The following is a 22,749-nucleotide window of genomic DNA, read 5'->3' on the forward strand; positions in this document are numbered from 1 at the left end:
AGGACGAACTGCGCGCCATGGGTGTGCCGTCACTCGACGGAAACGCGAGCGGTCATGGACGTCGAGCTTGGAATAGTGGCAGGTCCACCAACCCAGCCGGTTGAGCTTGCGGTCCCGCTCCTTATCGGCTCGGAAGGCATCCTGCGGGCGCTGACCCGGCTGCAGAAGCTCGTCGCACTTGCTTCCCCTTCATATTCGAAGGCCACCTTCCGGTCTTCCAGGGGCTCCATCGACGCGAGCCACGAAATTGCCGTGCTCGTCGTTGATCACGAGCTGGGGTGTGAGCTCACCCAGGTCAAGCTCGCTGAGGAGCACCCGCATCCAGGACTCATAGGGGGATTCGCTGCGTACATCGGCGAAATCGACGACCTGCCGGGCCTTCGCCATTCCCGGCCAGCGTCGGGCTCGTTCCAGCGCAGGCCGCAGCTGCCCGGGCGTGCATCCGCCCCCCATGGCAGCATCCGCCACCATGACGCCCATCACGAAGGACTCATTGCGGGCGATGTCGATGGTCGTTCGATCCATGGTGGTGACCATGAGATTCTCCTGCCAACCCCATTCCGAAACCTGCAACGGAGCCCTCACCACCTGGATCCCAGTCCGGTGGTGACCACCGCCACGGCGCCCGGGGCGCGTGAGCCAGACCGTGTCGAGCTTCGACGGCAAGGGGAGCCCGTGGAAGGCGGCCGCACTGAGGTGGGAGACCACCGCCCGTCGGCTCGCCCAGCCAGTGCAGCCCGGACGTCCTGCTGGTGACGTTCGCGCACACTCAGCGGACGCTTGGCAACCCAAGACACCGCGTCGGATCTTGACCAGCTCACGGCCCTTCTCGGCCGTGGCAAGTTCGCGACGGCCGATCCCGAGGTCGGCAAGTTCTTGCGCACCAGATCCCTCATGTCGCGCCTGTCCGTGTTCCTGGCACCCCGGACACACGTCGCCACGAGACACCCAGGGGCAGAAGGTGCACAAGCCGGCGCGACGTCGGCGCCCCGCGGCTGAGGCTGGGCCCACGACACGGAAGTGGCCGCCACCCCGAAGGGTGACGGCCACGTCTGTGTCAGTGGTGAGCCGGATCAGATCAGGCCCAGCTCCTTGACGGCGTCGCGCTCGTCCTCGAGCTCCTTGACCGACGCGTCGATCCGGGCGCGGCTGAACTCGTTGATCTCCAGACCCTGGACGATCTCCCAGTTGCCGTCCTTGTGGCGCACCGGGAAGGAGGAGATGAGGCCCTCGGGAACGCCGTAGGAGCCGTCGGAGACGACGCCCATGCTGGTCCAGTCCCCGCCGACGGTGCCCAGCTCCCAGTCGTGCATGCAAGAGGCTGTGGCATTGGCGGCCGAGGCGCGGCTCGACAGGCCGGTGGCGTCGATGATCTCGGCGCCGCGCTTGGCGACCTTCGGGATGAAGGTCTCCTCCACCCACTCGTTGTCGTTGATCTCCGGCAGCACCGGCTTGCCGTCCACGGTGGCGTGGAAGAGGTCGGGGTACATCGTCGAGGAGTGGTTGCCCCAGATGGTCAGGCGCTCGATGTGACGGGTGGTCACGCCCAGCTTCTTGCCGACCTGAGCCTTCGAGCGGTCCAGGTCGAGACGGGTCAGGGCACCGAAGCGCTCGTTCGGGATGTCGGGCGCATTGTTCATGGCGATCATCGCGTTGGTGTTGGCGGGGTTGCCGGTGACCAGGACGCGGACGTCGTCGGCGGCAACGTTGTTCAGTGCCTTGCCCTGGGCGGTGAAGATGCGGCCATTGGCGGAGAGCAGGTCACCGCGCTCCATGCCCGCCTTGCGCGGGAAGGCGCCCACCAGCATGGCGATGTTGGCACCCTCGAAGACCTTCTCGGGGTCGTCACCGATGACGACACTCTTCAGGTTCGGGAAGGCGCAGTCGTCGAGCTCCATCACGACGCCCTCGAGGGCCTTCATGGCCTGCGGGATCTCCAGCAGGCGAAGCTCGATCGGGGCGTCGCCCAGCACCGCGCCGCTGGCGATGCGGAACAGCAGGCTGTAGCAGATCTGACCGGCGGCGCCGGTGACTGCAACCTTGATGGGGGTCTGCTTCACGGTAATTTCCTCACTCTTGGTCTGTCTCACCGAGGAGCCGTGACGAGAATGTCCGGGCCCGGCGATCTGTGCTCTTCGAGCCAGTCTAGGAGGAGCACTGATCGCGGGGGTACCCGCCCCCACCCCTTGTCCGGGTTCAGCCCATCCCTGGCTTGGTGTGCGGCACCACAAGCGTGATCACCAGCATTGCCCCACCCACCAGGAGGAGCAATGCCGTGTCGAACCAACGGCTGCGCACGGCCAGCAGGCCGGCCACCCGGCTGGGCAGCACGGCCCGCAGAAGACCGCCGAGCAGGACGCTGCAGCCGATCGCGAAGGCGCCACGACGCCAGTGCCCCGTGGCGGTGATCCCGAGCGCCATCCCCAAGCAGGCCAGCACGAGAGCGAGCGGCCACTGGTTCAAGGAACGGCCGCTGGCCACGGCACGTGCCCTGGCCAGCGCCGTGTCACGCTCGTGCTGCTCGGTGCTCGACGGCATGGTCAGTCCTGGTCGGCCAGCTGCTCGGCGCGGTCCACCACATTGCTCAGCAGCATCGCGCGGGTCATCGGGCCCACACCGCCGGGGTTGGGCGTCACCTTGGAGGCGACCTCCCAGACGTCGGCAGCCACGTCGCCGACGGGCTTGCCGTCGACGCGGCTGACACCGACGTCGATCACGACGGCGCCGGGCTTGACCATGTCGGCGGTGAGGAAGCCGGCGCGGCCGACGGCGGCGATCACGATGTCCGCCGCACGGGTGTGGGCGGCCAGGTCCTTGGTGCCGGTGTGGCACAGGGTGACCGTCGCGTTCTCGCTCTTGCGGGTGAGCAGCAGGCCGAGCGGACGACCCACCGTGGTGCCACGCCCGACGACGCAGACCTCGGCGCCCGACAGCGGCACCTCGTAGCGGTTCAGCAGTTCAACAATGCCGCGCGGCGTGCAGGGCAACGGGCCGGGCTCGGTGAGCACCAGCTTGCCGAGGCTGGCCGGGGCCAGGCCGTCGGCATCCTTGTCGGGGTCGATCAGCGACAGCGCGCGGTGCTCGTCCAGGTGCTTGGGCAGCGGCAGCTGCACGATGTAGCCGGTGCAGGCCGGGTTGTCGTTGAGCGCCTGGATGGCCTCGTCGAGCTGCGCCTGGGTGGTGTCCTCGGGCAGGTCCACCCGGATCGACTCGATGCCCACCTGGGCGCAGTCCTTGTGCTTGCCACCGACGTAGATCTGGCTGCCGGGATCGGCGCCCACCAGCACGGTGCCCAGCCCGGGCACGACGCCCTTGGCGCGCAGCGCGTCAACGCGCACCTTCAGCTCATCCTTGATCTGTGCGGCGACGGCCTTGCCGTCAATGCGTTCTGCAGTCATTCTCTATCTCCTTGGGTTGGGAGGATCAGAACACTCCCCCGCGGAGCGCAGGGGGCGTGTCCGAGCTTGCGAGGACATCCGACGCCGCGCTCCGCGCAGGGGGTTCAGGGGGGGATCGTCCCCCTTGGTGGATGAATCAGTGGAAGAAGTGGCGGGTGCCGGTGAAGTAGAGCGTGACGCCCTTGCTCTTGCAGAGCTCGACGGTCTCCTCGTCACGGATCGAGCCGCCGGGCTGCACGATGGCCTTGACTCCCCCGTCGATCAGGATCTGCGGGCCGTCACTGAAGGGGAAGAAGGCATCGGAGGCCGCCACCGAGCCCTTGGCACGCTCCCCGGCGCGCTCGACGGCCAGCTTGCAGCTGTCGACGCGGTTCACCTGGCCCATGCCGACGCCCACGGAGGCGCCGTCGCTGGCCAGCAGGATGGCATTCGACTTCACCGAGCGGCAGGCCTTCCAGGCGAAGGCCAGGTCGGCCAGGGTCTGCTCGTCGGCGGCCTCACCGGCGGCCAGGGTCCAGTTGGTGGGCTGGTCACCCTCGGCCTGCAGTACGTCCATCTGCTGCATCAGCATGCCGCCGTCGATCTCGCGGGTCTCGACGCCACCGCGGGCGGGCGCGCCACACTTGAGGATGCGCAGGTTCTTCTTGGTCTGCAGGATCTCCAGCGCCTCGGGCTCGTAGTCGGGGGCGACGATCACCTCGGTGAAGATCGGCCTGACCTGCTCGGCCATGGCCTTGGTCACGGTCTGGTTGGCGGCAATGACGCCACCGAAGGCGCTCAGCGAGTCGCACGCGTGGGCCTTGCGGTGGGCCTCCGCAATGTCTGCGCCGGTGGCGATGCCGCACGGGTTGGCGTGCTTGATGATGGCCACGGCCGGCTGCTCGAAGTCGTAGGCGGCACGGTGCGCGGCATTGGTGTCGACGTAGTTGTTGTAGCTCATCGCCTTGCCGCCCAGCTGCTCGGCGGTGGCCAGGCCCTCGGAGCCGAAGTTCGTCTTGTACAGCGCGGCCTGCTGGTGGCTGTTCTCGCCATAGCGCAGCACGTCGAGGCGCTCGTAGCTGCCCGCAACCCAACCGGGGAAGCCGGTGCCCTCGGTGCCGTCGGTGAGCACGGCACCCATCCAGCCGGCCACGGCCATGTCGTAGTTCGCGGTGTGCTTGAAGGCGGCGGCGGCCAGGGCCTTGCGCTCCTCCAGGGTGTAGCCGCCCTCGGCGACGGCGCGCTTCAGCTCGTCGTACTGGTCGGGCGAGGTGACGATGGCGACGCTCGGGTGGTTCTTCGCGGCGGCGCGCACCATGGAGGGGCCGCCGATGTCGATCTGCTCCACGCACTCGTCGACGCTGGCGCCACTGGCGACGGTCTGGGTGAACGGGTACAGGTTGCTCACCACCAGGTCGAAGGCGGCGATGCCCATCTCGTCGAGCTGCTTGCGGTGGTTCTCGAGGCGACGATCGGCCAGGATGCCGGCATGCACCTTGGGGTGCAGGGTCTTGACGCGTCCGTCGAGGCATTCGGGGAATCCGGTCAGCTCGGCCACCTCGGTGACCTGGAGTCCTGCGTCGACGAGCTCCTTGTACGAACCGCCGGTGCTCACCAGCTCCACGCCAGCCTCGGCCAGGGCCTTGCCGAGGTCCTCGAGACCCGTCTTGTCGTAGACGCTCACCAGCGCGCGCTTGATGGGCATTCGGTTGTCACTCACTGCTTCTCCTGAATGTTTCGTGCCGTGGACAGAATCGTGGGGCCGCTCAGTGCTGGGCGGCGAGCTGGTTGACGACGTCGACCAGCAGGCGACGCTCGACGACCTTGATGCGTTCGTGCAGGGTCGCCTCGTCATCGGTGGGGAGCACCTCGACGGACTCCTGGGTGATGAGTTCTCCGGTGTCGACGCCGTCGTTGACCCAGAAGATCGACGCGCCGGTGGTGGTGGCGCCGGCGGCCAGGGCGTCACGGACCGCGTGGGCGCCCGGGAAGTGCGGCAGCAGCGCGGGATGGGTGTTGATGATCCGGTCACCGAAGCGGGCCATGCAGGGCTCGTCGAGCAACTTCATGAAGCCTGCCGAGACGATCAGGTCCGGCCGGTACTCCGCGATCCGGCCGGCCAACGCGGAGTCCCATGCCAGTCGCTCGGGTGTGCCACGGCGCAGCAGGGTGGGCATTGGGTGCACGAAGGTGCTGATGCCCGCCGTCCTGGCACGGTCGATTCCCGCGCATTCGACATCGGCCCCGACGGCCACCAGCTCGGCCGCCAGACGTCCATCTTCGCGTGCGTCGATCAGGGACTGCAGCAGGGTTCCGCTTCCGGACACCAGGACGAGCACGCGATAGGTCACCCACACACCCTATCGGCCCGCGGCCGATGCCCCGGGCGTGTCAGGACCGGCGCACGACGAAGACCGAGCCAGCCCCGCCACGCCCCCACGCACTCCACGCCCACCAGCGCCAGGATCGCGCCACGCCAGGCACTGCCCCACAGCGACGAGGTCCACTCCCAACCGCTGACCGCCAGCAACAAGCACACGGCGAGGAGGGTCTTGATCACCACCGTGCGACGGGCGATCACCAGGTCATCGCCCGGCAGGGAACGCGCGTAGCCGAGCGGATTGCCGAACTCCTCCGCCAGGCTCGTCCGACCGTCGCGTGCATGGGCGACAGCCTCGTCCAGGTGCTGCTCGATCTGGTGCACGGTGAGTTCCTCCCGCTCCCGCAAGCCGAGACGTGCCAGCGCCAACCATTCCTGGTCGTCTATCCGGGACCCGCCCCGGGTTCGCACGAAGCGGGGCGCCGCTTCCGGAACCAGACGGCCGGCCATCCAGGCAAGCAGGAAAAACACGACGGCCTCTGCCACCCATCAGCCGGGGCCGCGGCGCGCGGCTGCCCGGCCGCGCATGAAGCAGAAGACGGTGGCGGTGATGCCCACCACCGCCACCCCAATCGCGGCGACCCAGGCCACCACGGCGCGAAGCCGCCGCAACAGCGCCTCCCGAATGCTGGCGAACGCAACCGGGGCCACACCCATCCTCGTCCAGCGCCTGTTCGAGAAGCCGTTGGGTCACGTGTGCGTCGAGCCCCGCCCAGGTGAGCTTCATCAGCACGCGGGCAGCCCAGTGGCCGTCTTCCGGGCGGCCGTCGAGCCCGTCGAACTCCCGCACCAGGTCGCGTACGTCCATGCCCATCACTGCTCCGTCCTTCCCATCACTGCTCCGTCCTTGCGGGCTGCCCCAGTGCGACGAGGGTGTCGCTGAGGTCTCGCCAGCCTTCCGCCAGTCGCGAGCGTTCATCGCGTCCAGCAAGGGTGAGGGTGTAGGCCTTGCGTCCGGGCCCGGACTCCCCTGGCAACCACACGGCCTCCACGAGCCTCGCCTGCTCCAGCTTGCCCAGCGTCGGGTAGAGCGAACCCCCCTTCAACCTCCCCAGACCGCAGCGCTCCAGTTCCGCGGCAATGGCATAGCCGTGCAGGGCCTCGCCCTGCAGGATTGCGAGGTCAAGACCCGCGCGGACCCAGGCATTTGGCCATCGCTGTGTTTCACCCATGCATCTAGGTATGACTTCTACCTAGCTACGTCGCAAGGCCGGGGACGTGGGACGCCGCTTTCGTCAGTCGATCGGTTCGACGTCGTCCTGCGGCTCGGACAGGGCTTCCTCTTCACCGGACGCGACCACGTCCGAAGCATCCCGCGGAGCGCGCACGGCGCGAATCCAGCCCAGTGCCAGCCCCGTGGTCAGTCCCGAGATGCCCATCACGGTGGGCGCCATCACCAGGAGCGGCAACAACCGAGCCCCCACGCCCACCAGCCGCGCGCCACCGAGGTTTCCATTGCTTGTCAGCGCCAGCAGCCAGAAGGACAGCCCCGCGAGCACTCCAGCCAGCCCACCCACCAGCGCCGTCTCGTCGAAGCGGGCCGCGCGACGGGAGCGCACCACCACCGCCGCGGCGATTCCACCGGCCAGGACCCCTGAAAGCAGCCACAGGAGGGTGGGGCGCGGGCCGGGACCATTGGGCCCAATCGCTCCCAGGACAGGGATCGCGGGCAGCATCCCGGTCAGGTTGTGCGCCGGGGAGACGAGGCTCCCCGTGCCCATGCTGAAACCGGCACCGAGAGCCCATGAGCCACACCAGAGCACCAGATTGGGCAGCCATGCCAGCTGGAGGAGCAACAGGACGATGCCGCCGGCCGTGCCTGGCACCAGCGCCTCGTGCAGCGCCATCACATGGTGCCGCTGACGCAAAAGCGCCACGAGGCCGACGACGGCACCGGTGGCGATCATCACCGACAGGGCGGCCAGCACGGCCCGCGGAACAGCCTTGGCCCATTCGGGCCACCACGCGGTGGGATGCCAGTCGACGGCGCGTCCGGCACCGACGACCCCGCTGACCAGCCCGACGAGGAGGCCGCCGAGCAGCGCACGCCCCGTCTGGTTCGCGGTGTCGGTCAGCGCCGACGCGAACAGGATGCACACCACGTAGGCAGCTGCGAAGACCCCACCGACGCGCAGCGCAAGGGCGCGGCGTTCCCGCTGGGACAGTTCAATGGCCGCCTCCTGACGCGCCTGGGCGGCTGCCAGCCCGGCCACGCCGCTGCCGGTGAGCAGGGCCAGGGCGGTCACTCCCAACGGAACGATGGTCAGGGTGCCGCTCGCGATGGGTACTCCCGCGCCATGGGCCAACAGCCAGCCTCGGGTTCCCAGTGCGATCATCGACCAGAAACCAATGTCGGGGGCCTGGGCCCAGCCCACGGATGCCAGCGCAATCGGCGGGACCAGACCGGCCACGACCGTCACCACGGCCGCCAGGGCAGTCAGCACCGGCCAGGGCATCAGGGACACGACCGGCACCCCGTCACCATGCGAGTCATGGCGCATCAACCTGGGGCGACGAGTGCCTCGTCCCGCGCGCTCGTTCCTGCCACAACGCCTGCCCGGCACGTCCACCATCGCCCCACCTCTCCTGAGAACTCACCGACGCGGAATCGCCGCACACCACTGCGGCAGGTAAACTCCGGACGAGCCTCATAGAACCGCAAGGCCCACTCCCGAAGAGCCCGATACACCCGGAGGATCCGCGTGACCGACGAACACCACGAGCAGCCCCGACCAGAAGAGGTCGAGGACGGGCAGATCGTCGAGCCCGAGGAGACCACCGCGGCCCTAACCCCCGAAAGCGGCTCCGAGACTACCCCAGCCGAAGAGCCGCAAACGGCTGCCGAGCCGGACCACAGCGCCTGGATGCGCCCCGCCGTCGGTGACGACGTGCGAACCTCCGAGGTGGTCGGCGCCCTGGCCCCGCCCGAGCCAGAGGTCCTGCCCGAGGCCGAGCCCGTCGACGTCTTCGACGAGGCCGCACCCGTCACGCCCGACGAGAATCCCGCCGAGCTCGAGAGCCCGGCACTGAGCACCGAGCAGGCGGCCGCCGTGGCCGGCGCCCGAGCCGCCCTGGCGCGCCACGACGTGCCCGGGGCCAGCCTGGACCACGCGCCGGAGAGCTATCCCGAGGACACCTTCGCCACCCACGACGATGCGCCGCGCTCCTGGACGCGGATGATCCCGTGGATCGCCGGTGCCCTGGCCCTGACCCTGGTCGTCTTCGGACTGGTCTACTCCGGTACGCGCAAGTCCCCGATCGTCGTCACGCCCTCCCCCACCCCCAGCGTGAGCACCCCGCCCGTGGTGGACGATGCAGACCTGCTCACCGTCAACGACATGGAGAAGATCGCCCCCAAGGCCGGCTGGCAGGTCTCCCAGACCCTCGACAAGCTGACGCCCACCACCCGTCGCGTCTTCTGCCAGAACAGCACTGATGGCCAGCCGAACCCCACCCTGACCCGGCAGCGGACCCTGACCACGACGTCCACGAAGGGCCTGGCCGCCCTGCACCAGATCGACGCCTACGCCACGGCCGCAGATGCCCGCAATGCCTTCGCCGCCAAGGCTGCCAACCTCGCCACCTGTGGCGACGTGCCCACCTGGATCATGCGTTCGGATGCCGTCACCGGCTTCGGCGACGAGTCCACCGCCCTCACCGCAGTGCTGCAGGACCTGGTGGACGAGAACCACACGATCCTGCTCAGCCGCAGTGGCACCGTGGTGCATGCCTATGACATCAGTCAGGTGAACAGCCCCCTTCGCGTCGCGGACGTGCTGAAGGGCGCGGCACCGGCCATGAACCGCCAGTGTGCGAGCTCGGGGGGAGAGTGCGCCCAGCAGCCCTCCACCCGCGCCACGATCCCGCCGCCCACCGGAACCCCCGGCTGGCTCATCCCTTCGGACCTGCCACGTGTCACCAAGGGGGCGGGTCTGTGGACCAGCACCGACACGAGCAGTGTCACCACCAAGGGCAGCCAGTGCGAGAACACGACACTGGCCTCCGTCCCCGGCCCCACGAAGCGGGAGCAGCGCACCTACCTGATGACCCAGGACAATGCCGCCCCGCAGACCTTCGGCATCGACGAGGTGGTCCTGACCCTCAAGGACGAGAAGGCCGCCAAGGACTTCGCCGGGACGCTGCAGAAGAATCTGCGCAACTGCGAGAAGCGGCTGGAGACGGCCAAGGTCTCCGAGTTCGGCAAGGTCTCGAGCCCCTTCAACAAGCAGACTCCGATCGCGGGTGAAACCGCTCTGGTCCAGCAGGCGATGGGCGGCACGGAGACAGCGCGGTTCCGCACCGCGGTGGTCTCCGTCGGCAACAAGGTCGTCTACCTGGTGAGCAATCCGAGCGCCTCCTATGACCTGGGCGACAAGCGTTTCGTCGCCATCGCCGTGCGAGCAGCGGAACGTGCCACGCAGGAGTGAGGCATTCAATGGGGGGGCCTTCCCGAGACAGGGTGAGGTACCTCACACCCTCAGGATTGTGACCATTTCCTGAGAAATGCTAAGGTTTGTTAGCAACAGAGGTACGGATGACCCCATCCGCCCCTCCACAAGCGCCGCTGGAGGGATTCAGCCCGCGGCGTATGATTTCTTGAGTCGTCCATGTTCTAGGAGAACCGTGTCCCACACCCCGTTCCGCAAGGTTCGCGCAAAGCGCGCGCTGGAGGTGTCGGAGACCCCCGACGAACTGGACTTCGACAGTGTTCTCGACACTGCAGAGGAGGAGCCCACCACCGGAGTGATGAAGCGCAGCCTCGCCGCGCTCGCCGTGAGCACGCTGGGCCTGATGACCATCGGCGGGGTCGTGGCCACCGCCTCGGCCAGTTCCCAACGAGTGGACACCTCGGCCGTCTCGACCGACAAGCAGGCCAAGGACATCACCCGCGCCGTCGCCGCTCCCGATGCCCTGAGCATCGAGCAGCAGGTCCAGTCCCAGGTGGCGCAGGCCCGCAAAGTACAGGGCCAGACCAATGGCACCCTGGCTGCATTCGCCGGCCGTACCAGCATCACCCGTAATGCTGCTCGTACCGAGCTGAGCAAGGCCGTCGCCGCGGAGGATGCGGGCGTTCGGCAGGACTCGCTGGACGACATCAACGAGACCGTCACCTCCGAGGCCACCGATGCCGGCGCCGAGAACCGTGGAGACCAGATCGAGGCCGACCTCAAGCGTGTCAAGGCCGAGGCCGGACGCATCGCCGAGGAGAAGAAGAAGGCCGAGGGGCTGCTGAAGAAGCAGGGCATGAAGGAGGCCGAAGCCAAGAAGAAGGCGGCGGAGGACGTCGCCAAGAAGAAGGCTTCCACTCCGTCAGCCCCGTCGGCTGCCTCCGGCGCCGTCACCGGCAGTGGCGGCTCCACCCCGATCGCCGCTGGCCAGTACAGCGTCGGCGCCACGTGGGGCCAGTACGGCTCGTGGTCCCGCTGGCACACCGGTCAGGACCTGCCCGCTCCCGTCGGCACCCCGATCCGCGCCGTCGCTGACGGCGTCGCGGCCACCAACTGCGGTGGCTGCCAGGGCTGGGCTGGCGACAGTGCCCTCGTGCTGCACCACGCCAACGGCAACTCGACGCTGTACGCCCACATGAGCCAGTACACGGTCCAGCCCGGTCAGGTGGTCAAGGCCGGCACCGTCATCGGATATGTCGGTATGAAGGGTCGCACCTTCGGTCCGCACCTGCACTTCGAGTACTATCCGCAGGGCACCACCCCGGGCGACGTCTACTCGTCCAAGGACCCGCGCACCTTCCTGCTGACGCTCGGTGTGCACCTCTGAGCAGTCCCAGATCGTGACGAAGGCCCCCGGACTTCCGGGGGCCTTCGTCGTATCCTGACATTCTGCTGCGGGGCGCCAGTGGCCGAGCGCCCACGGGCCCCCTGAGAAGGCCAAGAAATGCTCAGCCCCACCGGACCGTCAGAGCTTCTCCATGGGCGCGTGCTTGAGGCTGAGCCGCTTCAGCCCGGCCGTCCCGAAGTCCACGTCGGCCTTCATCTGGTCCCCGCTGCCCGAGGTCGCGACCACCGTGCCCAGGCCGAAGGTGCTGTGCAGCACCCGGTCCCCCGCATCCACGGAGGCCACCGTCTTGACGGCTCGTCCCTTGCCCGAACCAAAGCTGGGCATGCCGCCGCCCTGCGAGGACAGGGTACGGCTCGACGAGCCGTAACCGGTGCTCTGCCGGGCCTGGGCGCTGCGGGTGGCCGACGAGCTCGCCCAGCCGGTCAGCGCAGCTCCGGTCCGACGCCAGTCCATCAGGTGCGCCGGGATCTCCTCCAGGAAGCGGCTGGGCGGATTGTAGGCCGGGGCCCCCCAGGCCGTACGCACCGCGGCGCGCGACAGGTACAGCCGCTTGCGGGCCCGGGTGATGCCCACATAGGCCAGACGCCGCTCCTCCTGCAGCTCGCTGCGGTCCATCAGGGCACGCATGTGCGGGAAGACACCGTCCTCGAAGCCCGTCAGGAAGACGGTGTCGAATTCCAGGCCCTTGGCGGTGTGCAGCGTCATCAGGGTCACGACACCCGCGCCATCCACGTCGTCGGGAATCTGGTCGGAGTCCGCCACCAGCGCGATGCGCTCCAGGAAGGCGGGAAGACTGTCATCCGGTTCCGGCATGCCGGCGGCCAGCTCGTCGCCCAGTTCTTCGGCCTCGTCGTCACTCTCCCCCAGACCGGGAACACCCTCGCCCAGGTCCACCGAATGCGCGGCCGCCACGAACTCCCCCGCGACGGAGACCAGTTCGACGAGGTTCTCCAGCCGGGTCTCATCCTGCGGGTCCTTGGAATTCTCCAGCTCGGTCAGGTAGCCCGACGCCTTGAGGATGCTGGTCAGCACCTCGTCAGCCGGTGTCCCCTCGGCCACCATCTGGCGGTGCCGGCCCATCATCTCCGCGAAGTCCTTGATCTGCTTGAAACTCCGGGTTGCGATGCCGGGCGCCTCGCTGGCCCGGTCAAGGGCCGCGGAAAAGCTGATCCGCTCGCTGGTGGCCAGGGCATCGATGGCGGCCTCCGCGCGGTCCCCGATGCCGCGCTTGGGCACGTTGAGGATGCGACGCACGCTCACGTCGTCGGCCGGATTGGCGATGGCACGCAGGTAGCTGATCGCGTCGCGGATCTCCTTGCGCTCGTAGAAGCGCACCCCACCGACCACCTTGTAGGGCAGCCCGACGCGGATGAAGACCTCCTCGAAGGCACGCGACTGGGCATTGGTGCGGTAGAAGACCGCGACGTCGCCATAGCGGTGCTTGCCATCGTCGGCCAACTTGTCAATCTCCGTGGCGATGAACTGCGCCTCGTCGTGCTCGGTGTCCGCGACATAGCCGGTGATCAGGTCCCCGGTGCCCTGGTCGCTCCACAACCGCTTCTCCGGCCGGTTCGGGTTGTGCCCGATCACGGCATTGGCGGCGGTGAGGATGTTCTGGGTGGAGCGGTAGTTCTGTTCCAACAGGATGGTGGCGGCACCGGGAAAGTCACTCTCGAAGTCCAGGATGTTGCGGATTGTCGCTCCGCGGAAGGCGTAGATGGACTGGTCCGAGTCACCCACCACCATCAGCTCCGGCGCGGCCACGGTGGGCGTCCCGTCGGTGAGCAACACGTCGTCGAGCTCGCCGCACAGCTGCCGGATCAGCTGGTACTGGGCGTGGTTGGTGTCCTGATACTCGTCGACGAGCACCTGCCGGAAGCGACGACGATAGCCCTCCCGCAGGTCCGGGAAGGCCTGCAGCAGGTGGACGGTGGTCATGATCAGGTCGTCGAAGTCCAGGGCATTGGCGGCCACCAGCCGACGCTGGTACTCCGCATAGGCCTGCGCGAAGGGGCGCTCATTGCCCTCACCGGCATTCGTCAGGGCGGAATCGTGGTCCACCAGCTCGTTCTTGCAGTTGCTGACCCAGTTCATCACCGCCCGCACCGGCTGCTTCTTGACGTCCATCTGGAGGTCGCGATGCACCAGCGTCATCAGGCGCTTGGCGTCGGTGTCGTCGTAGATCGAGAAGTTGCGGTTCATCCCGAACTTGTCGATGTCACTGCGCAGGATCCGGACACAGGCCGAGTGGAAGGTGCTGACCCACATCAGCTTGGCCCGGTTTCCCACCAGCTCGATCACGCGGCTCTTCATCTCCGCCGCCGCCTTGTTGGTGAAGGTGATGGCCAGGATCGAGCCCGGATGCACATTGCGCGCGGCCACCAGGTGGGCGATCCTGCGGGTCAGCACCCGGGTCTTGCCGGAACCCGCACCCGCCACCACCAGAACCGGACCGCCGGCATGCAGCACCGCCTGGCGCTGGGGTTCGTTCAGGCCCTCCAGCAGTTGCTCGACGCCAGGGCGTTCGGCCTGCGCCGGCTGGGCCTCCGGGCTCGCGGGACGGACGCTGCGGAGGGTGGGCTGTGGGTCGAAGGCGCTGAACAGGTCTGGCATCGGATCATTCGTCATGGCAGGTACACCCTATTCGCTGCCACCGACAACGCCGGCCTGCCCCCGTCCAGGACCATGGCTATGGTGGGGGCATGTCACGAACCGACGCGGCCAAGCGCATCGCCACACGCGCCATGGCCACCCTGTTCACCGCGCAGGTGGGGACGGCAGTGGGTCTCACCGCCGTGGACGCGGTGAAGCGACGCGGGCGACGCCCGTACCGCTTCCCCGTCGCGGATCCCACCCCCGTCCAGGCGGGCCCCGACGAGGTGACGATCTACACCTTCGGCCAGGACCTCTACGAAGCCATGCTGGCCGACATCCACCGCGCCAGGCACAGCGTCTACCTCGAGACCTACATCTGGAAGGGCGACGCCACCGGGCAGCGCTTCAAGGATGCACTGGTGGCGGCCGCGGACCGGGGCGTGCGAGTCTGCGCCATCTACGACGAGTTCGCGAACCTGGTGGTCCCCCGGTCCTTCTTCCATTTCCCGGACAATGTCCAGATCCAGAGCCATCCCATCCTCGGCAGCCCTGCCTTGCTCAATCCGCGCAACACCGGCCGGGACCATCGCAAGCTGTTGGTGGTGGACTCCGCGGTCGCCTACATCGGCGGATACAACATCGGCGACACCTATTCCGACCGATGGCGCGACACCCATGCCCGGCTGGTCGGCCCGGGCGTGCCCGAGATCGAGAATGCCTTCATCGACTACTGGAACATGCGGCCGGTCGGGCTTCTGGGACCTCGCCGGGACACCACGCCGGAGCTCGTGCAGACCGCCCGTCGCTCCTGGCAGACCCGGGTACGGGTGCACCGCAATTCTCCTCGGCTTGCGGTCTACCCCATCCGCAACATGTACCTGGAGGCCATCGACCGGGCCGCCGAGCGCATCTGGCTGACCCAGGCCTACCTGATTCCCGATGACGACCTGACCGCCGCCCTGTTCGCCGCGGCCCGACGCGGTGTCGACGTGCGGATCATCGTCCCGGCCCAGTCCAACCACGTGGTCGCGGACTGGTTGTCCCGCGGCTTCTACGAGGACCTCCTGCGGTGCGGGGTGCGCCTGTTCCTCTACCAGGGCGCGATGGTGCACGCCAAGACCGGCACGATCGACGGCTACTGGTCCACCATCGGCACCGCCAACCTGGACCGGTTGAGCCTGGCCGGCAACTACGAGGTCAACGCCGAGATCCACGACGAGGCGGTGGCGCGTCGGATGGAGGAGATCTGGGCCGTCGACGAGACCAACTGCGTCGAGCTGACCTACGACGAGTGGCAGCGACGCTCGATGGTGGCTAAGTTCACCGAAGGCCTGCTGGCCCCCTGGCGACCCCTGTTCTGAGGCGTCGGACCACCCCCTTGGGTGGGGTCGTTTCGCCGGGAGGGGAATAACAGGACTTTGGCAAGTCCCACGTTCTATGGTCAAGACATGGGAATTATTGCAACGCTCGTCCTCGGCCTCATTGCAGGCTCCCTCGCCAAGCTCGTCATGCCCGGTGAGCAGGGCGGCGGCATCTTCGTCACCATGCTGCTGGGTGTTGTCGGCGCCTTTGTCGGCAGCCTGATCGGTTCGCTCTTCGGCATGTCGGTCACCGGCTTCAACATCGGCAGCATCGTCCTCTCGGTCATCGGCGCGCTCGTCGTGCTGGCGATCTGGGGCTTCATCAAGGGCCGCTCGGCTCGCGCCTGACCCGTCAGGCACCACAAACCTTCCTTCCCCAACTCCCAGAAGGCCCCGGCTACGGCCGGGGCCTTCTGGCGTCCCCCGGCCAATTCAGGGTTGTCACCGATGGTCCATCGGCCGCCGACCCAGCAGGATGGTGGGTATGGAGACTTCCCAGCTGCCCGTCGCGCCCGAGGAAGGGCTTGCTGCCCTTCGTCGCAGCCGCGACGACGCCGCCATCGCGGGAGTCTGCTTCAGCCTTGCCCAGCACCTTCGTGTTGACCCGCTGCTCGTCAGGTTGGCCGCCGTCATCCTGGCCCTGTCCTCCGGTTTCGGGGTGCTGGTCTATGCCGCCGCCTGGTTCCTGCTTCCGCAACAGGGCGCGACGCGCTCGCTGGCACAGCAGTGGTTCCCACAACTCGACGCGTGGCCACTTCGTCGGCAGGCCAAGGTGGCCCTGGCGGTGTGCCTGATGGCCTGTCTCCCGCTGACACAGATAGGGGGCGGGAGCATTGGCCCGGGCCTCGTCCTGCTGCTCCTGGTCGTCATGGCCCGACGGTGGAATGCCCCCTCGGCCACGCACACGGACCCGTCTCCTGCCCCCAGCACCGCTCCCCTGACGGCCGGGCCGCAGTACGTGAACGCCATCACTGCCTGGCAGCGTCGGCTCGACGAGGTGGGCCTACAGCCGCATCCGGCAGCCATGGTCCAGCCCCTTGCCGCGGCCCCCGTGCCGGTCCGATCCGCCCCTCCCTCTGCCCCTGCACCCGTGGCCCCTGCCCCGGTCCCGTCCGCTCCGGCGGCTGCGGCCTGGGCCGATGACGCGGCGCCGACACGCATTGGCCCCCGTCGCTCCTGGCTGCTGGGAATCCTGTTGCTGGTGGCCGCGGGACTGGCCGCAGCCGTGGTCCCGACCGAGGGCGTGCCCGAGCCGCGACTCTTCCAGCACGCTGCCGGGCTGGCCGTGCTCGCCTGCGGACTCCTGCTGTCCTGGCTGCTGAACCTGCCCCGGCCGCGGCTTGCGGTGCTTGCCGGGCTGCTGGTCGTCGCCTCGGCCCTGACGCCCACACCAAGCTCCCTGCACCCCATCGACGTGGCGTGGACCTCTGCGACGCAGATTCCCTCGGAGCCCGTCCGCGTGGTCGCCACCGAGGCCCGCTACGACCTGTCCGGCATGGACCTCTCCGGCATCTCCGCACCCAGGCGTCTGGCGCTCGACGCCAAGGCCGCCGACGTGGAGGTCATCGTCCCCCGCGGGGCCGTGGTCCGCGTGGACTACCACCTGCGGGCGGCCGATCTGGAGATCGACGGGGAAGGCGAGCGGTTCACGCAGGACGGTGGCCGCGATGGCACGTGGTCCTCCCACCCGAACCGGTCACCGGACCTGGTGTTGGACCTCACGCTGGTGGCCGCCTCAGGGAAGGTGAGCCATGGCTGAAACGAGGCAGTGTTCCCGACGCCAGGCCGACGCCTTGTGGTGCGGCCTTGTGCTGCTGCTCGCCTCCGGACTCATCTTCTGGCGTGCGCTGGGTCACCCGCTGGACGACCAGCGGCTGGCCGTCGCCGCCCCCTTCGTGCTGATCGGCCTCGGCCTGCTGGCCGCCCTGACGGGGCGAGCAGGACGGCATCGCCGGTGACGGTCCTCAGACCAGCTTGCGGTCGGTGGCCCACTTTGTGAGCTGGTGCCGGTTGGACAGCTGCAGCTTGCGCAGCACGCTGGAGACGTGCGTCTCGACGGTCTTGACGGAGATGAACAGCTCTCGGGCCACCTCCTTGTAGGCGTAGCCACGGGCAATCAGCTTCAGGACCTCCCGTTCCCGGGGGCTCAACCGGTCGAGATCCTCGTCGATGCTCGCGACGTCGATGCTTCCGCTGAACGCGTCCAGCACGAAACCCGCCAGCCGCGGGGAGAAGACCGCGTCCCCGCCACCCACCCGGGCGATGGCCTCGAGCAGGTCCTCGCTGGAGATGGACTTCGTGACATAGCCGCGCGCCCCGGCCCGGATCACGCCGATCACGTCCTCCGCGGCGTCGGAGACGCTGAGTGCCAGGAACTTGGTCTGTGGCGAGCGGGAATGCACCTGCTTGACCACCTCGGCACCTCCACCACCGGGCAGGTGGACGTCGAGCAGGACGACGTCGGGCTGGGCCTCGATGACGGCCCTCACCGCGGTGGGGACGTCCTCGCCCTCACCGACGATGCTGACCCGATCGGACTGGCCCAGCTCGTGGCGCACGCCGGCGCGGAACATGGCGTGGTCATCCACCAACACGATCCGCCAGGGCCCCTGGTGCCCAGTGGCGGGCGGCTGGCTTCCCCCGGCCTCGCCCAAGGCAGTGACCTGTTCGTCGTTGTGGTTCATCAGTCGTCCCTTCCGATCTCCATCACGAGCCGCACCTCCGTGCCCTCACCGGGCGCGGTGCGGATCCGAGCACTGCCTCCATACCGTTCCATCCTCTCGAGGATCGAACGTCGCACACCCATCCTGTCATCGTCGATGGTCTCGGGGTCGAAGCCCGCTCCACGATCTCGGACGAAGACCTCCACCTGCCCATCCTCGACCTCGCAGTAGACGTCGATCCGCTGTTCACCGGAGTGCTTGGCGGCATTCATCATGGCCTCGCGTGCGGCGCGCACCACGGCATCCGTCTGCGGGTCGGTGTCCGCGTCGCCGACGCAGACCAGCTCCACCTCGACGCCCCGCTCGTCCTCGATCTCCTGGGTCGCCCTGGTCAGGGCCGTCTTCAGTGAGGTGTCGGCCGGGACCTCCCCGTAGAGCCAGGTGCGCAGCTCCCGTTCCTGCCGGCGAGCCAGCGCAGCCACGGTCCGGGGGTCATTGGACTGGCGCTGGATCAGGGCCAGCGTCTGCAGCACGGAGTCGTGCAGGTGGGCTGCCATGTCGGCGCGCGCCTGCTCCAGCAGGGCCCGCTCGTGGGCAGTCTGCGAGGCCCTGCGCCACTTGGCCACCCACGGCGCCCCGGCAATGCCGACGCCGAGCAGCAGGAGCGCCGCGAAGCCCAGCACCATCGGCAACTGGGCAACCCCGATCTGGCTGGCGGCCACCATCGAGACCGAAGCCCCGACCAGTGACAGACCCACCATCATCCTCAGCAACTCACCCCAGTGACGGCCCAGCATCAGCCGGCCGAACCGTCCCTCCGTCTCGCTGGTCGACGTTCGTGGTGCATCGGCCTGCCGCCACACGATGGCAACGCCTGCGGCCGCGAAGGCCAACGGCCAGAAGACCGCAGAGGAGGGCCCCAGGCCGAAGCGGCTGACCAGCAGCACCAGGCCACTTCCCACCAGCACCATGGAACCGACGGCCGCAACGTCCTGGCGGACCCGCTCCATGGCCGGGCCGGGCCGACGACGCATGTCCTGACGTCTGGCCGCTTCCAGGCCGGGGGCCTCGGGCTCGTCCTGCTCGTCGTCGGCGGGCAACAGGACCCAGAGCAGGCCGTAGGCGAAGACCCCGATCATCTGCATGCTCCCCAGGAGCACGAAGGCGCCTCGTACCAGCATCACGGGCCAGCCGAGATGGTCGGCGATGCCTGCGGCAACTCCGCCGAGCCACGCTCCCTGCGAGGAGCGGTGCGCGCGGACCGGGGCTTGCTCCAGGGGGTCGAGCGGCACCAGCCCGTCCGCGGCCTCCTGCTGGGGGCGCGACGAAGGCACCGACGGCTCGTCGGGAGCGGCCGGGGTGCCGGGTACGGGCTGATCCTCCATCAGGTCCAAGCCTCACACGCGCATGGGTGGGGCGCCACCCTTGCTGGGTTCGTGTCGGGTGGCGATCAGGGTTCTGCCGGATGTTCAGCAGACCCCGGCCGGGGCAGGATGGATGTCAGAAGGAAGCCCCTTCGAGGCACCACGCAGGACAACCACCCGCGGCCCGGTCTCACCCGGCCGGCCGCCATCCAAGGAGAACAGCACCATGGCACTCATCCCGAACCTCGTCCGGCCCACCGACGACCGCATGATCGCCGGCGTGTGCTCCGGAATCGCCCGCTACCTGAAGGTCGACACCGGCCTCGTCCGCGTCGTCGTCCTGTTGGCCGTCCTGTTCGGCGGCGTCACCCTGTGGATCTACCCGATCATGTGGCTGCTGATGCCCGAGGAAGGCTCCGAGAAGGCCGGCGTCGACACCCTGATCACCCAGGCCAAGGACTGGAAGGCGAGCAATGACGCCAAGCGTTCCGGCAACGCCCCGACCGACGTCTTCAATCCCTACGAGGAACCCCGCAACTGACCTTCCCCCGGTCGCTACAAACCGACGCGCCCCGCACCTGTCATCAGGTGCGGGGCGCGTCGGTTGCTGTGCTGTGGATCCCGGGGTCTGGGGGTCGTCCCCTCACTCCCACTCAATCGTGGCCGGCGGCTTGCTGGTGATGTCCACCACGACGCGGTTCACCTCGCGCACCTCATTGGTGATGCGGGTGCTCATCTTCTCGAGCACCTCGTAGGGCAGGCGGCCCCAGTCGGCGGTCATCGCGTCCTCGCTGGTGACGGGGCGCAGCACGATCGGGTGGCCGTAGGTGCGGCCGTCTCCCTGGACTCCGACGGAGCGGACGTCGGCGAGCAGCACGACGGGGAACTGCCAGATGGAGCGGTCCAGACCGGCCTTGGTGAGCTCCTCGCGGGCAATGAAGTCGGCCTCGCGCAGGATGTCCAGGCGTTCGCGGGTGACCTCACCGATGATCCGGATACCCAGGCCGGGGCCGGGGAAGGGGTGGCGGTAGACGAGCTTCTCGGGCAGTCCGAGCTGCATGCCCGCGGCGCGCACCTCGTCCTTGAACAGGGTGCGCAGCGGCTCGATCAGCTGGAACTGCATGTCCTCTGGCAGGCCGCCCACATTGTGGTGGCTCTTGATGTTTGCGGCGCCTTCTCCTCCGCCGGACTCGACGACGTCGGGGTACAGGGTGCCCTGCACCAGGAAGTCGATGCCGTCGGCGTCGGCGATCTCCCGGGCGGTGTCCTCGAAGACGCGGATGAATTCGTTGCCGATGGCCTTGCGCTTGGCCTCGGGGTCGATGACGCCGGCCAGCTTGGCGAGGAAGCGGTCGCTGACGTCCTTGACGACGAGCTTGGCGCCCGTGATCTCGACGAAGTCCTTCTCCACCTGGTCGGACTCGCCCTTGCGCTGCAGGCCGTGGTCGACGTAAACACAGGTGAGCTGGTCTCCGATGGCCTTCTGCACGATGGCGGCGGCCACCATGGAGTCGACGCCACCGGACAGGGCGCAGAGCACCTTCTTGCTGCCCACCTTCTCCTTCACCGCGGCCACGGCCTCGTCGACGATGGAACTGGCCTGCCAGTCCTGGCTGCAGCCGGCGATCTTCACCAGGAAGTTCTCGATCACCTGCTGCCCAATGTCCGAGTGCAGCACTTCGGGGTGCCACTGGACGCCGGCCATCCGCTTGGTGGTGTTCTCGTAGGCGGCGACAGCGGCACCGGCGGTGTGCGCCAGAGGCGTGAAACCCTCGGGTGCGCTGGTGACGGAGTCACCATGGGACATCCACACCGTCGCGCCGGTGCAGCCCTCGAGCAGGGCCCCGGCTTCGTCGACCTCGACGGGCGTGCGGCCGAACTCGCTCAGACCGGTCTTGGCGACCACGCCACCCATCGCCGCGGCCATCTCCTGGAAGCCGTAGCAGATGCCCATCACGGGCACGCCGGCGTCGAAGATGGCGGGGTCGATGTGCGGGGAGTTCTCGGCGTAGACCGACTGGGGTCCACCGGACAGGATGATCGCGGCGGGCTTGCGCTCCAGGATCCGCTCGGCGGAGGCCGAGTGCGGCATGATCTCCGAGTAGACGCCGGCCTCACGGACTCGACGGGCGATGAGTTGGGCGTACTGGGCTCCGAAGTCGATGACGACGACGAGATCATGGTCGGCAAGCATGGGCCACAGTCTAGGGGACGCGCGAGGCCCACGATGTGAGACACTTTTCAACCATCGGAACAAATGGACTGACCGCGCGGTTGCACCTGTCATGAAGACTTTTGACGACGTGACCGCCGTGGTGGGCCGCACCCCCCTCGTGAAGCTCAACAAGCTGGTGGGAAGCAATGCCACCGTGCTCGCCAAGCTGGAGTTCTACAACCCGGCCAACTCGGTCAAGGACCGCATCGGCGTGGCCATCATCGACGCCGCCGAGGCCTCCGGCGAGCTGAAGCCCGGCGGCACCATCGTCGAGGGAACCAGCGGCAACACCGGCATCGCCCTGGCGATGGTCGGCGCCGCCCGCGGCTACAAGGTCGTGCTGACCATGCCGGAGACCATGAGCATGGAGCGTCGCGCCCTGCTGCGCGCCTATGGCGCCGAGCTGGTGCTCACCCCGGGAGCCGAGGGCATGAAGGGTGCGGTGGCGAAGGCCGGGGAGATCGCTGCCGAACGCGGTGGCGTCCTGGCCCGCCAGTTCGCCAATGAGGCCAACCCCGCCATCCACTACAAGACCACCGGCCCGGAGGTCTGGGAGGACACCGAGGGCAGCATCGACGCCTTCATCGCGGGCGTCGGCACCGGAGGCACCGTCTCCGGCGCGGGCAAGTTCCTCAAGGAGAACAAGGCGGAGGTCAAGGTCTTCGCCATCGAGCCCGCCGAGAGCCCGCTGCTGACCGAGGGCACCGCCGGCCCGCACAAGATCCAGGGCCTGGGCGCCAACTTCGTGCCCGACACCCTCGACCGCGACATCGTCGACGAGGTGCTGCCGGTCAAGGGTGAAGAGGCCATCGAGATGGCTCGTCGCGCCGCCAAGGAGGAGGGCCTGCTGGTGGGGATCTCGTCCGGGGCCGCCCTGGTGGCCGCCAAGCAGGTCGCCGAGCGCCCCGAGATGGCCGGCAAGACCATCGTCGTCGTGCTCCCCGACTTCGGTGAGCGCTACCTGTCCACGGTCCTGTTCTCCGACCTGATGAACTGAC

General features: G+C 68.3%; 22 protein-coding genes. 8 read left to right on the plus strand and 14 right to left on the minus strand.

Translation table 11 applies throughout. The features are described from left to right. Positions 1-189: 189 nt before the first annotated feature. From EDD41_RS04775 to EDD41_RS04815, 10 genes are all read right to left on the minus strand, one after another. On the minus strand, positions 190-537 hold the full coding sequence (locus EDD41_RS04775; RefSeq protein WP_123575135.1) for a hypothetical protein: 348 nt from the start codon (positions 535-537) through the stop codon (positions 190-192). A gap of 536 nt (positions 538-1,073) precedes the next feature. Continuing rightward, on the minus strand, positions 1,074-2,060 hold the full coding sequence (locus EDD41_RS04780; protein WP_123575136.1) for a malate dehydrogenase: 987 nt from the start codon (positions 2,058-2,060) through the stop codon (positions 1,074-1,076). 136 nt (positions 2,061-2,196) lie between these two features. Continuing rightward, positions 2,197-2,538 (minus strand): DUF3017 domain-containing protein, encoded by a 342-nt coding sequence (locus EDD41_RS04785; protein ID WP_123575137.1) that lies wholly within the window; start codon positions 2,536-2,538, stop codon positions 2,197-2,199. 2 nt (positions 2,539-2,540) lie between these two features. Further along, positions 2,541-3,398, minus strand: coding sequence for a bifunctional methylenetetrahydrofolate dehydrogenase/methenyltetrahydrofolate cyclohydrolase (locus EDD41_RS04790; protein WP_123575138.1), 858 nt, complete (start codon positions 3,396-3,398; stop codon positions 2,541-2,543). A gap of 136 nt (positions 3,399-3,534) precedes the next feature. After that, positions 3,535-5,082 carry a bifunctional phosphoribosylaminoimidazolecarboxamide formyltransferase/IMP cyclohydrolase gene (gene purH, locus EDD41_RS04795; protein WP_123575139.1) on the minus strand — a complete coding sequence of 516 codons (1,548 nt, stop codon included), beginning with the start codon at positions 5,080-5,082 and terminating at the stop codon, positions 3,535-3,537. Positions 5,083-5,143: 61 nt separating this feature from the next. Further along, positions 5,144-5,728, minus strand: coding sequence for a phosphoribosylglycinamide formyltransferase (gene purN / locus EDD41_RS04800; protein ID WP_094763930.1), 585 nt, complete (start codon positions 5,726-5,728; stop codon positions 5,144-5,146). Further along, positions 5,725-6,228, minus strand: coding sequence for a hypothetical protein (locus EDD41_RS04805; protein WP_148060472.1), 504 nt, complete (start codon positions 6,226-6,228; stop codon positions 5,725-5,727). Before EDD41_RS04805 ends, purN begins: the two co-directional genes overlap by 4 nt. 18 nt (positions 6,229-6,246) lie before the next feature. Then, positions 6,247-6,408 carry a hypothetical protein gene (locus EDD41_RS16785; RefSeq protein WP_170165249.1) on the minus strand — a complete coding sequence of 54 codons (162 nt, stop codon included), beginning with the start codon at positions 6,406-6,408 and terminating at the stop codon, positions 6,247-6,249. 182 nt (positions 6,409-6,590) lie between these two features. Next, positions 6,591-6,929, minus strand: coding sequence for a PadR family transcriptional regulator (locus EDD41_RS04810; RefSeq protein ID WP_123575141.1), 339 nt, complete (start codon positions 6,927-6,929; stop codon positions 6,591-6,593). Positions 6,930-6,992: 63 nt separating this feature from the next. After that, positions 6,993-8,231, minus strand: a complete 1,239-nt coding sequence (locus EDD41_RS04815) for a cell division protein PerM (protein ID WP_148060473.1) — start codon at positions 8,229-8,231, stop codon at positions 6,993-6,995. 228 nt (positions 8,232-8,459) lie between these two features. Here EDD41_RS04815 and EDD41_RS04820 point away from each other — a divergent pair, with 228 nt between their 5' ends. Together EDD41_RS04820 and EDD41_RS04825 are read left to right on the plus strand one after the other, a co-directional pair. Continuing rightward, positions 8,460-10,184 carry a hypothetical protein gene (locus EDD41_RS04820; RefSeq protein WP_123575143.1) on the plus strand — a complete coding sequence of 575 codons (1,725 nt, stop codon included), beginning with the start codon at positions 8,460-8,462 and terminating at the stop codon, positions 10,182-10,184. Between the two features lie 196 nt (positions 10,185-10,380). Then, a complete protein-coding gene (locus EDD41_RS04825) occupies positions 10,381-11,532 on the plus strand; it encodes a M23 family metallopeptidase (protein ID WP_123575144.1) in 1,152 nt (383 codons plus the stop codon). A gap of 138 nt (positions 11,533-11,670) precedes the next feature. Here the strand turns inward: EDD41_RS04825 and pcrA are convergent, their stop codons facing one another. Next, complete coding sequence (gene pcrA, locus EDD41_RS04830) at positions 11,671-14,181, minus strand: DNA helicase PcrA (RefSeq protein WP_123575145.1); 2,511 nt, start codon at positions 14,179-14,181, stop codon at positions 11,671-11,673. A 74-nt stretch (positions 14,182-14,255) separates the two neighbouring features. On the opposite strand from pcrA, the gene EDD41_RS04835 reads away from it, so the two are divergent. The 4 genes from EDD41_RS04835 to EDD41_RS16550 all read left to right on the plus strand — a co-directional run bounded on the left by EDD41_RS04835 (position 14,256) and on the right by EDD41_RS16550 (position 17,467). Beyond that, positions 14,256-15,509: a phospholipase D-like domain-containing protein gene (locus EDD41_RS04835; RefSeq protein ID WP_123575146.1), complete on the plus strand. Its 1,254-nt coding sequence runs from the start codon at positions 14,256-14,258 to the stop codon at positions 15,507-15,509. Between the two features lie 87 nt (positions 15,510-15,596). Beyond that, positions 15,597-15,857: a GlsB/YeaQ/YmgE family stress response membrane protein gene (locus tag EDD41_RS04840; protein ID WP_123575147.1), complete on the plus strand. Its 261-nt coding sequence runs from the start codon at positions 15,597-15,599 to the stop codon at positions 15,855-15,857. Positions 15,858-15,993: 136 nt separating this feature from the next. Continuing rightward, positions 15,994-17,268, plus strand: a complete 1,275-nt coding sequence (locus tag EDD41_RS04845) for a PspC domain-containing protein (protein WP_170165250.1) — start codon at positions 15,994-15,996, stop codon at positions 17,266-17,268. Beyond that, complete coding sequence (locus tag EDD41_RS16550) at positions 17,261-17,467, plus strand: hypothetical protein (RefSeq protein WP_148060474.1); 207 nt, start codon at positions 17,261-17,263, stop codon at positions 17,465-17,467. Before EDD41_RS04845 ends, EDD41_RS16550 begins: the two co-directional genes overlap by 8 nt. 6 nt (positions 17,468-17,473) lie before the next feature. Here the strand turns inward: EDD41_RS16550 and EDD41_RS04850 are convergent, their stop codons facing one another. Together EDD41_RS04850 and EDD41_RS04855 are read right to left on the minus strand one after the other, a co-directional pair. Beyond that, on the minus strand, positions 17,474-18,193 hold the full coding sequence (locus tag EDD41_RS04850) for a response regulator (protein WP_094763966.1): 720 nt from the start codon (positions 18,191-18,193) through the stop codon (positions 17,474-17,476). Then, positions 18,193-19,557 carry an ATP-binding protein gene (locus EDD41_RS04855; RefSeq protein ID WP_123575149.1) on the minus strand — a complete coding sequence of 455 codons (1,365 nt, stop codon included), beginning with the start codon at positions 19,555-19,557 and terminating at the stop codon, positions 18,193-18,195. Before EDD41_RS04855 ends, EDD41_RS04850 begins: the two co-directional genes overlap by 1 nt. 205 nt (positions 19,558-19,762) lie before the next feature. On the opposite strand from EDD41_RS04855, the gene EDD41_RS04860 reads away from it, so the two are divergent. Next, complete coding sequence (locus EDD41_RS04860) at positions 19,763-20,077, plus strand: PspC domain-containing protein (protein WP_123575150.1); 315 nt, start codon at positions 19,763-19,765, stop codon at positions 20,075-20,077. Between the two features lie 102 nt (positions 20,078-20,179). Here the strand turns inward: EDD41_RS04860 and guaA are convergent, their stop codons facing one another. Continuing rightward, positions 20,180-21,730, minus strand: a complete 1,551-nt coding sequence (guaA, locus tag EDD41_RS04865) for a glutamine-hydrolyzing GMP synthase (RefSeq protein WP_123575151.1) — start codon at positions 21,728-21,730, stop codon at positions 20,180-20,182. A 91-nt stretch (positions 21,731-21,821) separates the two neighbouring features. Here guaA and cysK point away from each other — a divergent pair, with 91 nt between their 5' ends. After that, positions 21,822-22,748 (plus strand): cysteine synthase A, encoded by a 927-nt coding sequence (gene cysK, locus EDD41_RS04870; protein ID WP_094763962.1) that lies wholly within the window; start codon positions 21,822-21,824, stop codon positions 22,746-22,748. Position 22,749 lies beyond the last annotated feature (1 nt).

This window comes from Luteococcus japonicus, assembly GCF_003752415.1.
Lineage (GTDB): Bacteria > Actinomycetota > Actinomycetes > Propionibacteriales > Propionibacteriaceae > Luteococcus > Luteococcus japonicus.

What these genes read in the sequence shown, in the direction of transcription:
- EDD41_RS04785 (WP_123575137.1), bottom strand. Translation starts at nt 2,538, where the DNA reads ATGCCGTCGAGCACCGAGCAGCACGAGCGTGACACGGCGCTGGCCAGG.
- EDD41_RS04860 (WP_123575150.1), top strand. Translation starts at nt 19,763, where the DNA reads ATGGCACTCATCCCGAACCTCGTCCGGCCCACCGACGACCGCATGATC.
- guaA (WP_123575151.1), bottom strand. Translation starts at nt 21,730, where the DNA reads ATGCTTGCCGACCATGATCTCGTCGTCGTCATCGACTTCGGAGCCCAG.
- EDD41_RS04775 (WP_123575135.1), bottom strand. Translation starts at nt 537, where the DNA reads ATGGTCACCACCATGGATCGAACGACCATCGACATCGCCCGCAATGAG.
- pcrA (WP_123575145.1), bottom strand. Translation starts at nt 14,181, where the DNA reads ATGACGAATGATCCGATGCCAGACCTGTTCAGCGCCTTCGACCCACAG.
- EDD41_RS16550 (WP_148060474.1), top strand. Translation starts at nt 17,261, where the DNA reads ATGGCTGAAACGAGGCAGTGTTCCCGACGCCAGGCCGACGCCTTGTGG.
- EDD41_RS04840 (WP_123575147.1), top strand. Translation starts at nt 15,597, where the DNA reads ATGGGAATTATTGCAACGCTCGTCCTCGGCCTCATTGCAGGCTCCCTC.
- EDD41_RS04855 (WP_123575149.1), bottom strand. Translation starts at nt 19,557, where the DNA reads ATGGAGGATCAGCCCGTACCCGGCACCCCGGCCGCTCCCGACGAGCCG.
- EDD41_RS04835 (WP_123575146.1), top strand. Translation starts at nt 14,256, where the DNA reads ATGTCACGAACCGACGCGGCCAAGCGCATCGCCACACGCGCCATGGCC.
- EDD41_RS04790 (WP_123575138.1), bottom strand. Translation starts at nt 3,398, where the DNA reads ATGACTGCAGAACGCATTGACGGCAAGGCCGTCGCCGCACAGATCAAG.
- cysK (WP_094763962.1), top strand. Translation starts at nt 21,822, where the DNA reads ATGAAGACTTTTGACGACGTGACCGCCGTGGTGGGCCGCACCCCCCTC.
- EDD41_RS04850 (WP_094763966.1), bottom strand. Translation starts at nt 18,193, where the DNA reads ATGAACCACAACGACGAACAGGTCACTGCCTTGGGCGAGGCCGGGGGA.
- EDD41_RS04810 (WP_123575141.1), bottom strand. Translation starts at nt 6,929, where the DNA reads ATGGGTGAAACACAGCGATGGCCAAATGCCTGGGTCCGCGCGGGTCTT.
- purH (WP_123575139.1), bottom strand. Translation starts at nt 5,082, where the DNA reads ATGCCCATCAAGCGCGCGCTGGTGAGCGTCTACGACAAGACGGGTCTC.
- EDD41_RS04845 (WP_170165250.1), top strand. Translation starts at nt 15,994, where the DNA reads ATGGAGACTTCCCAGCTGCCCGTCGCGCCCGAGGAAGGGCTTGCTGCC.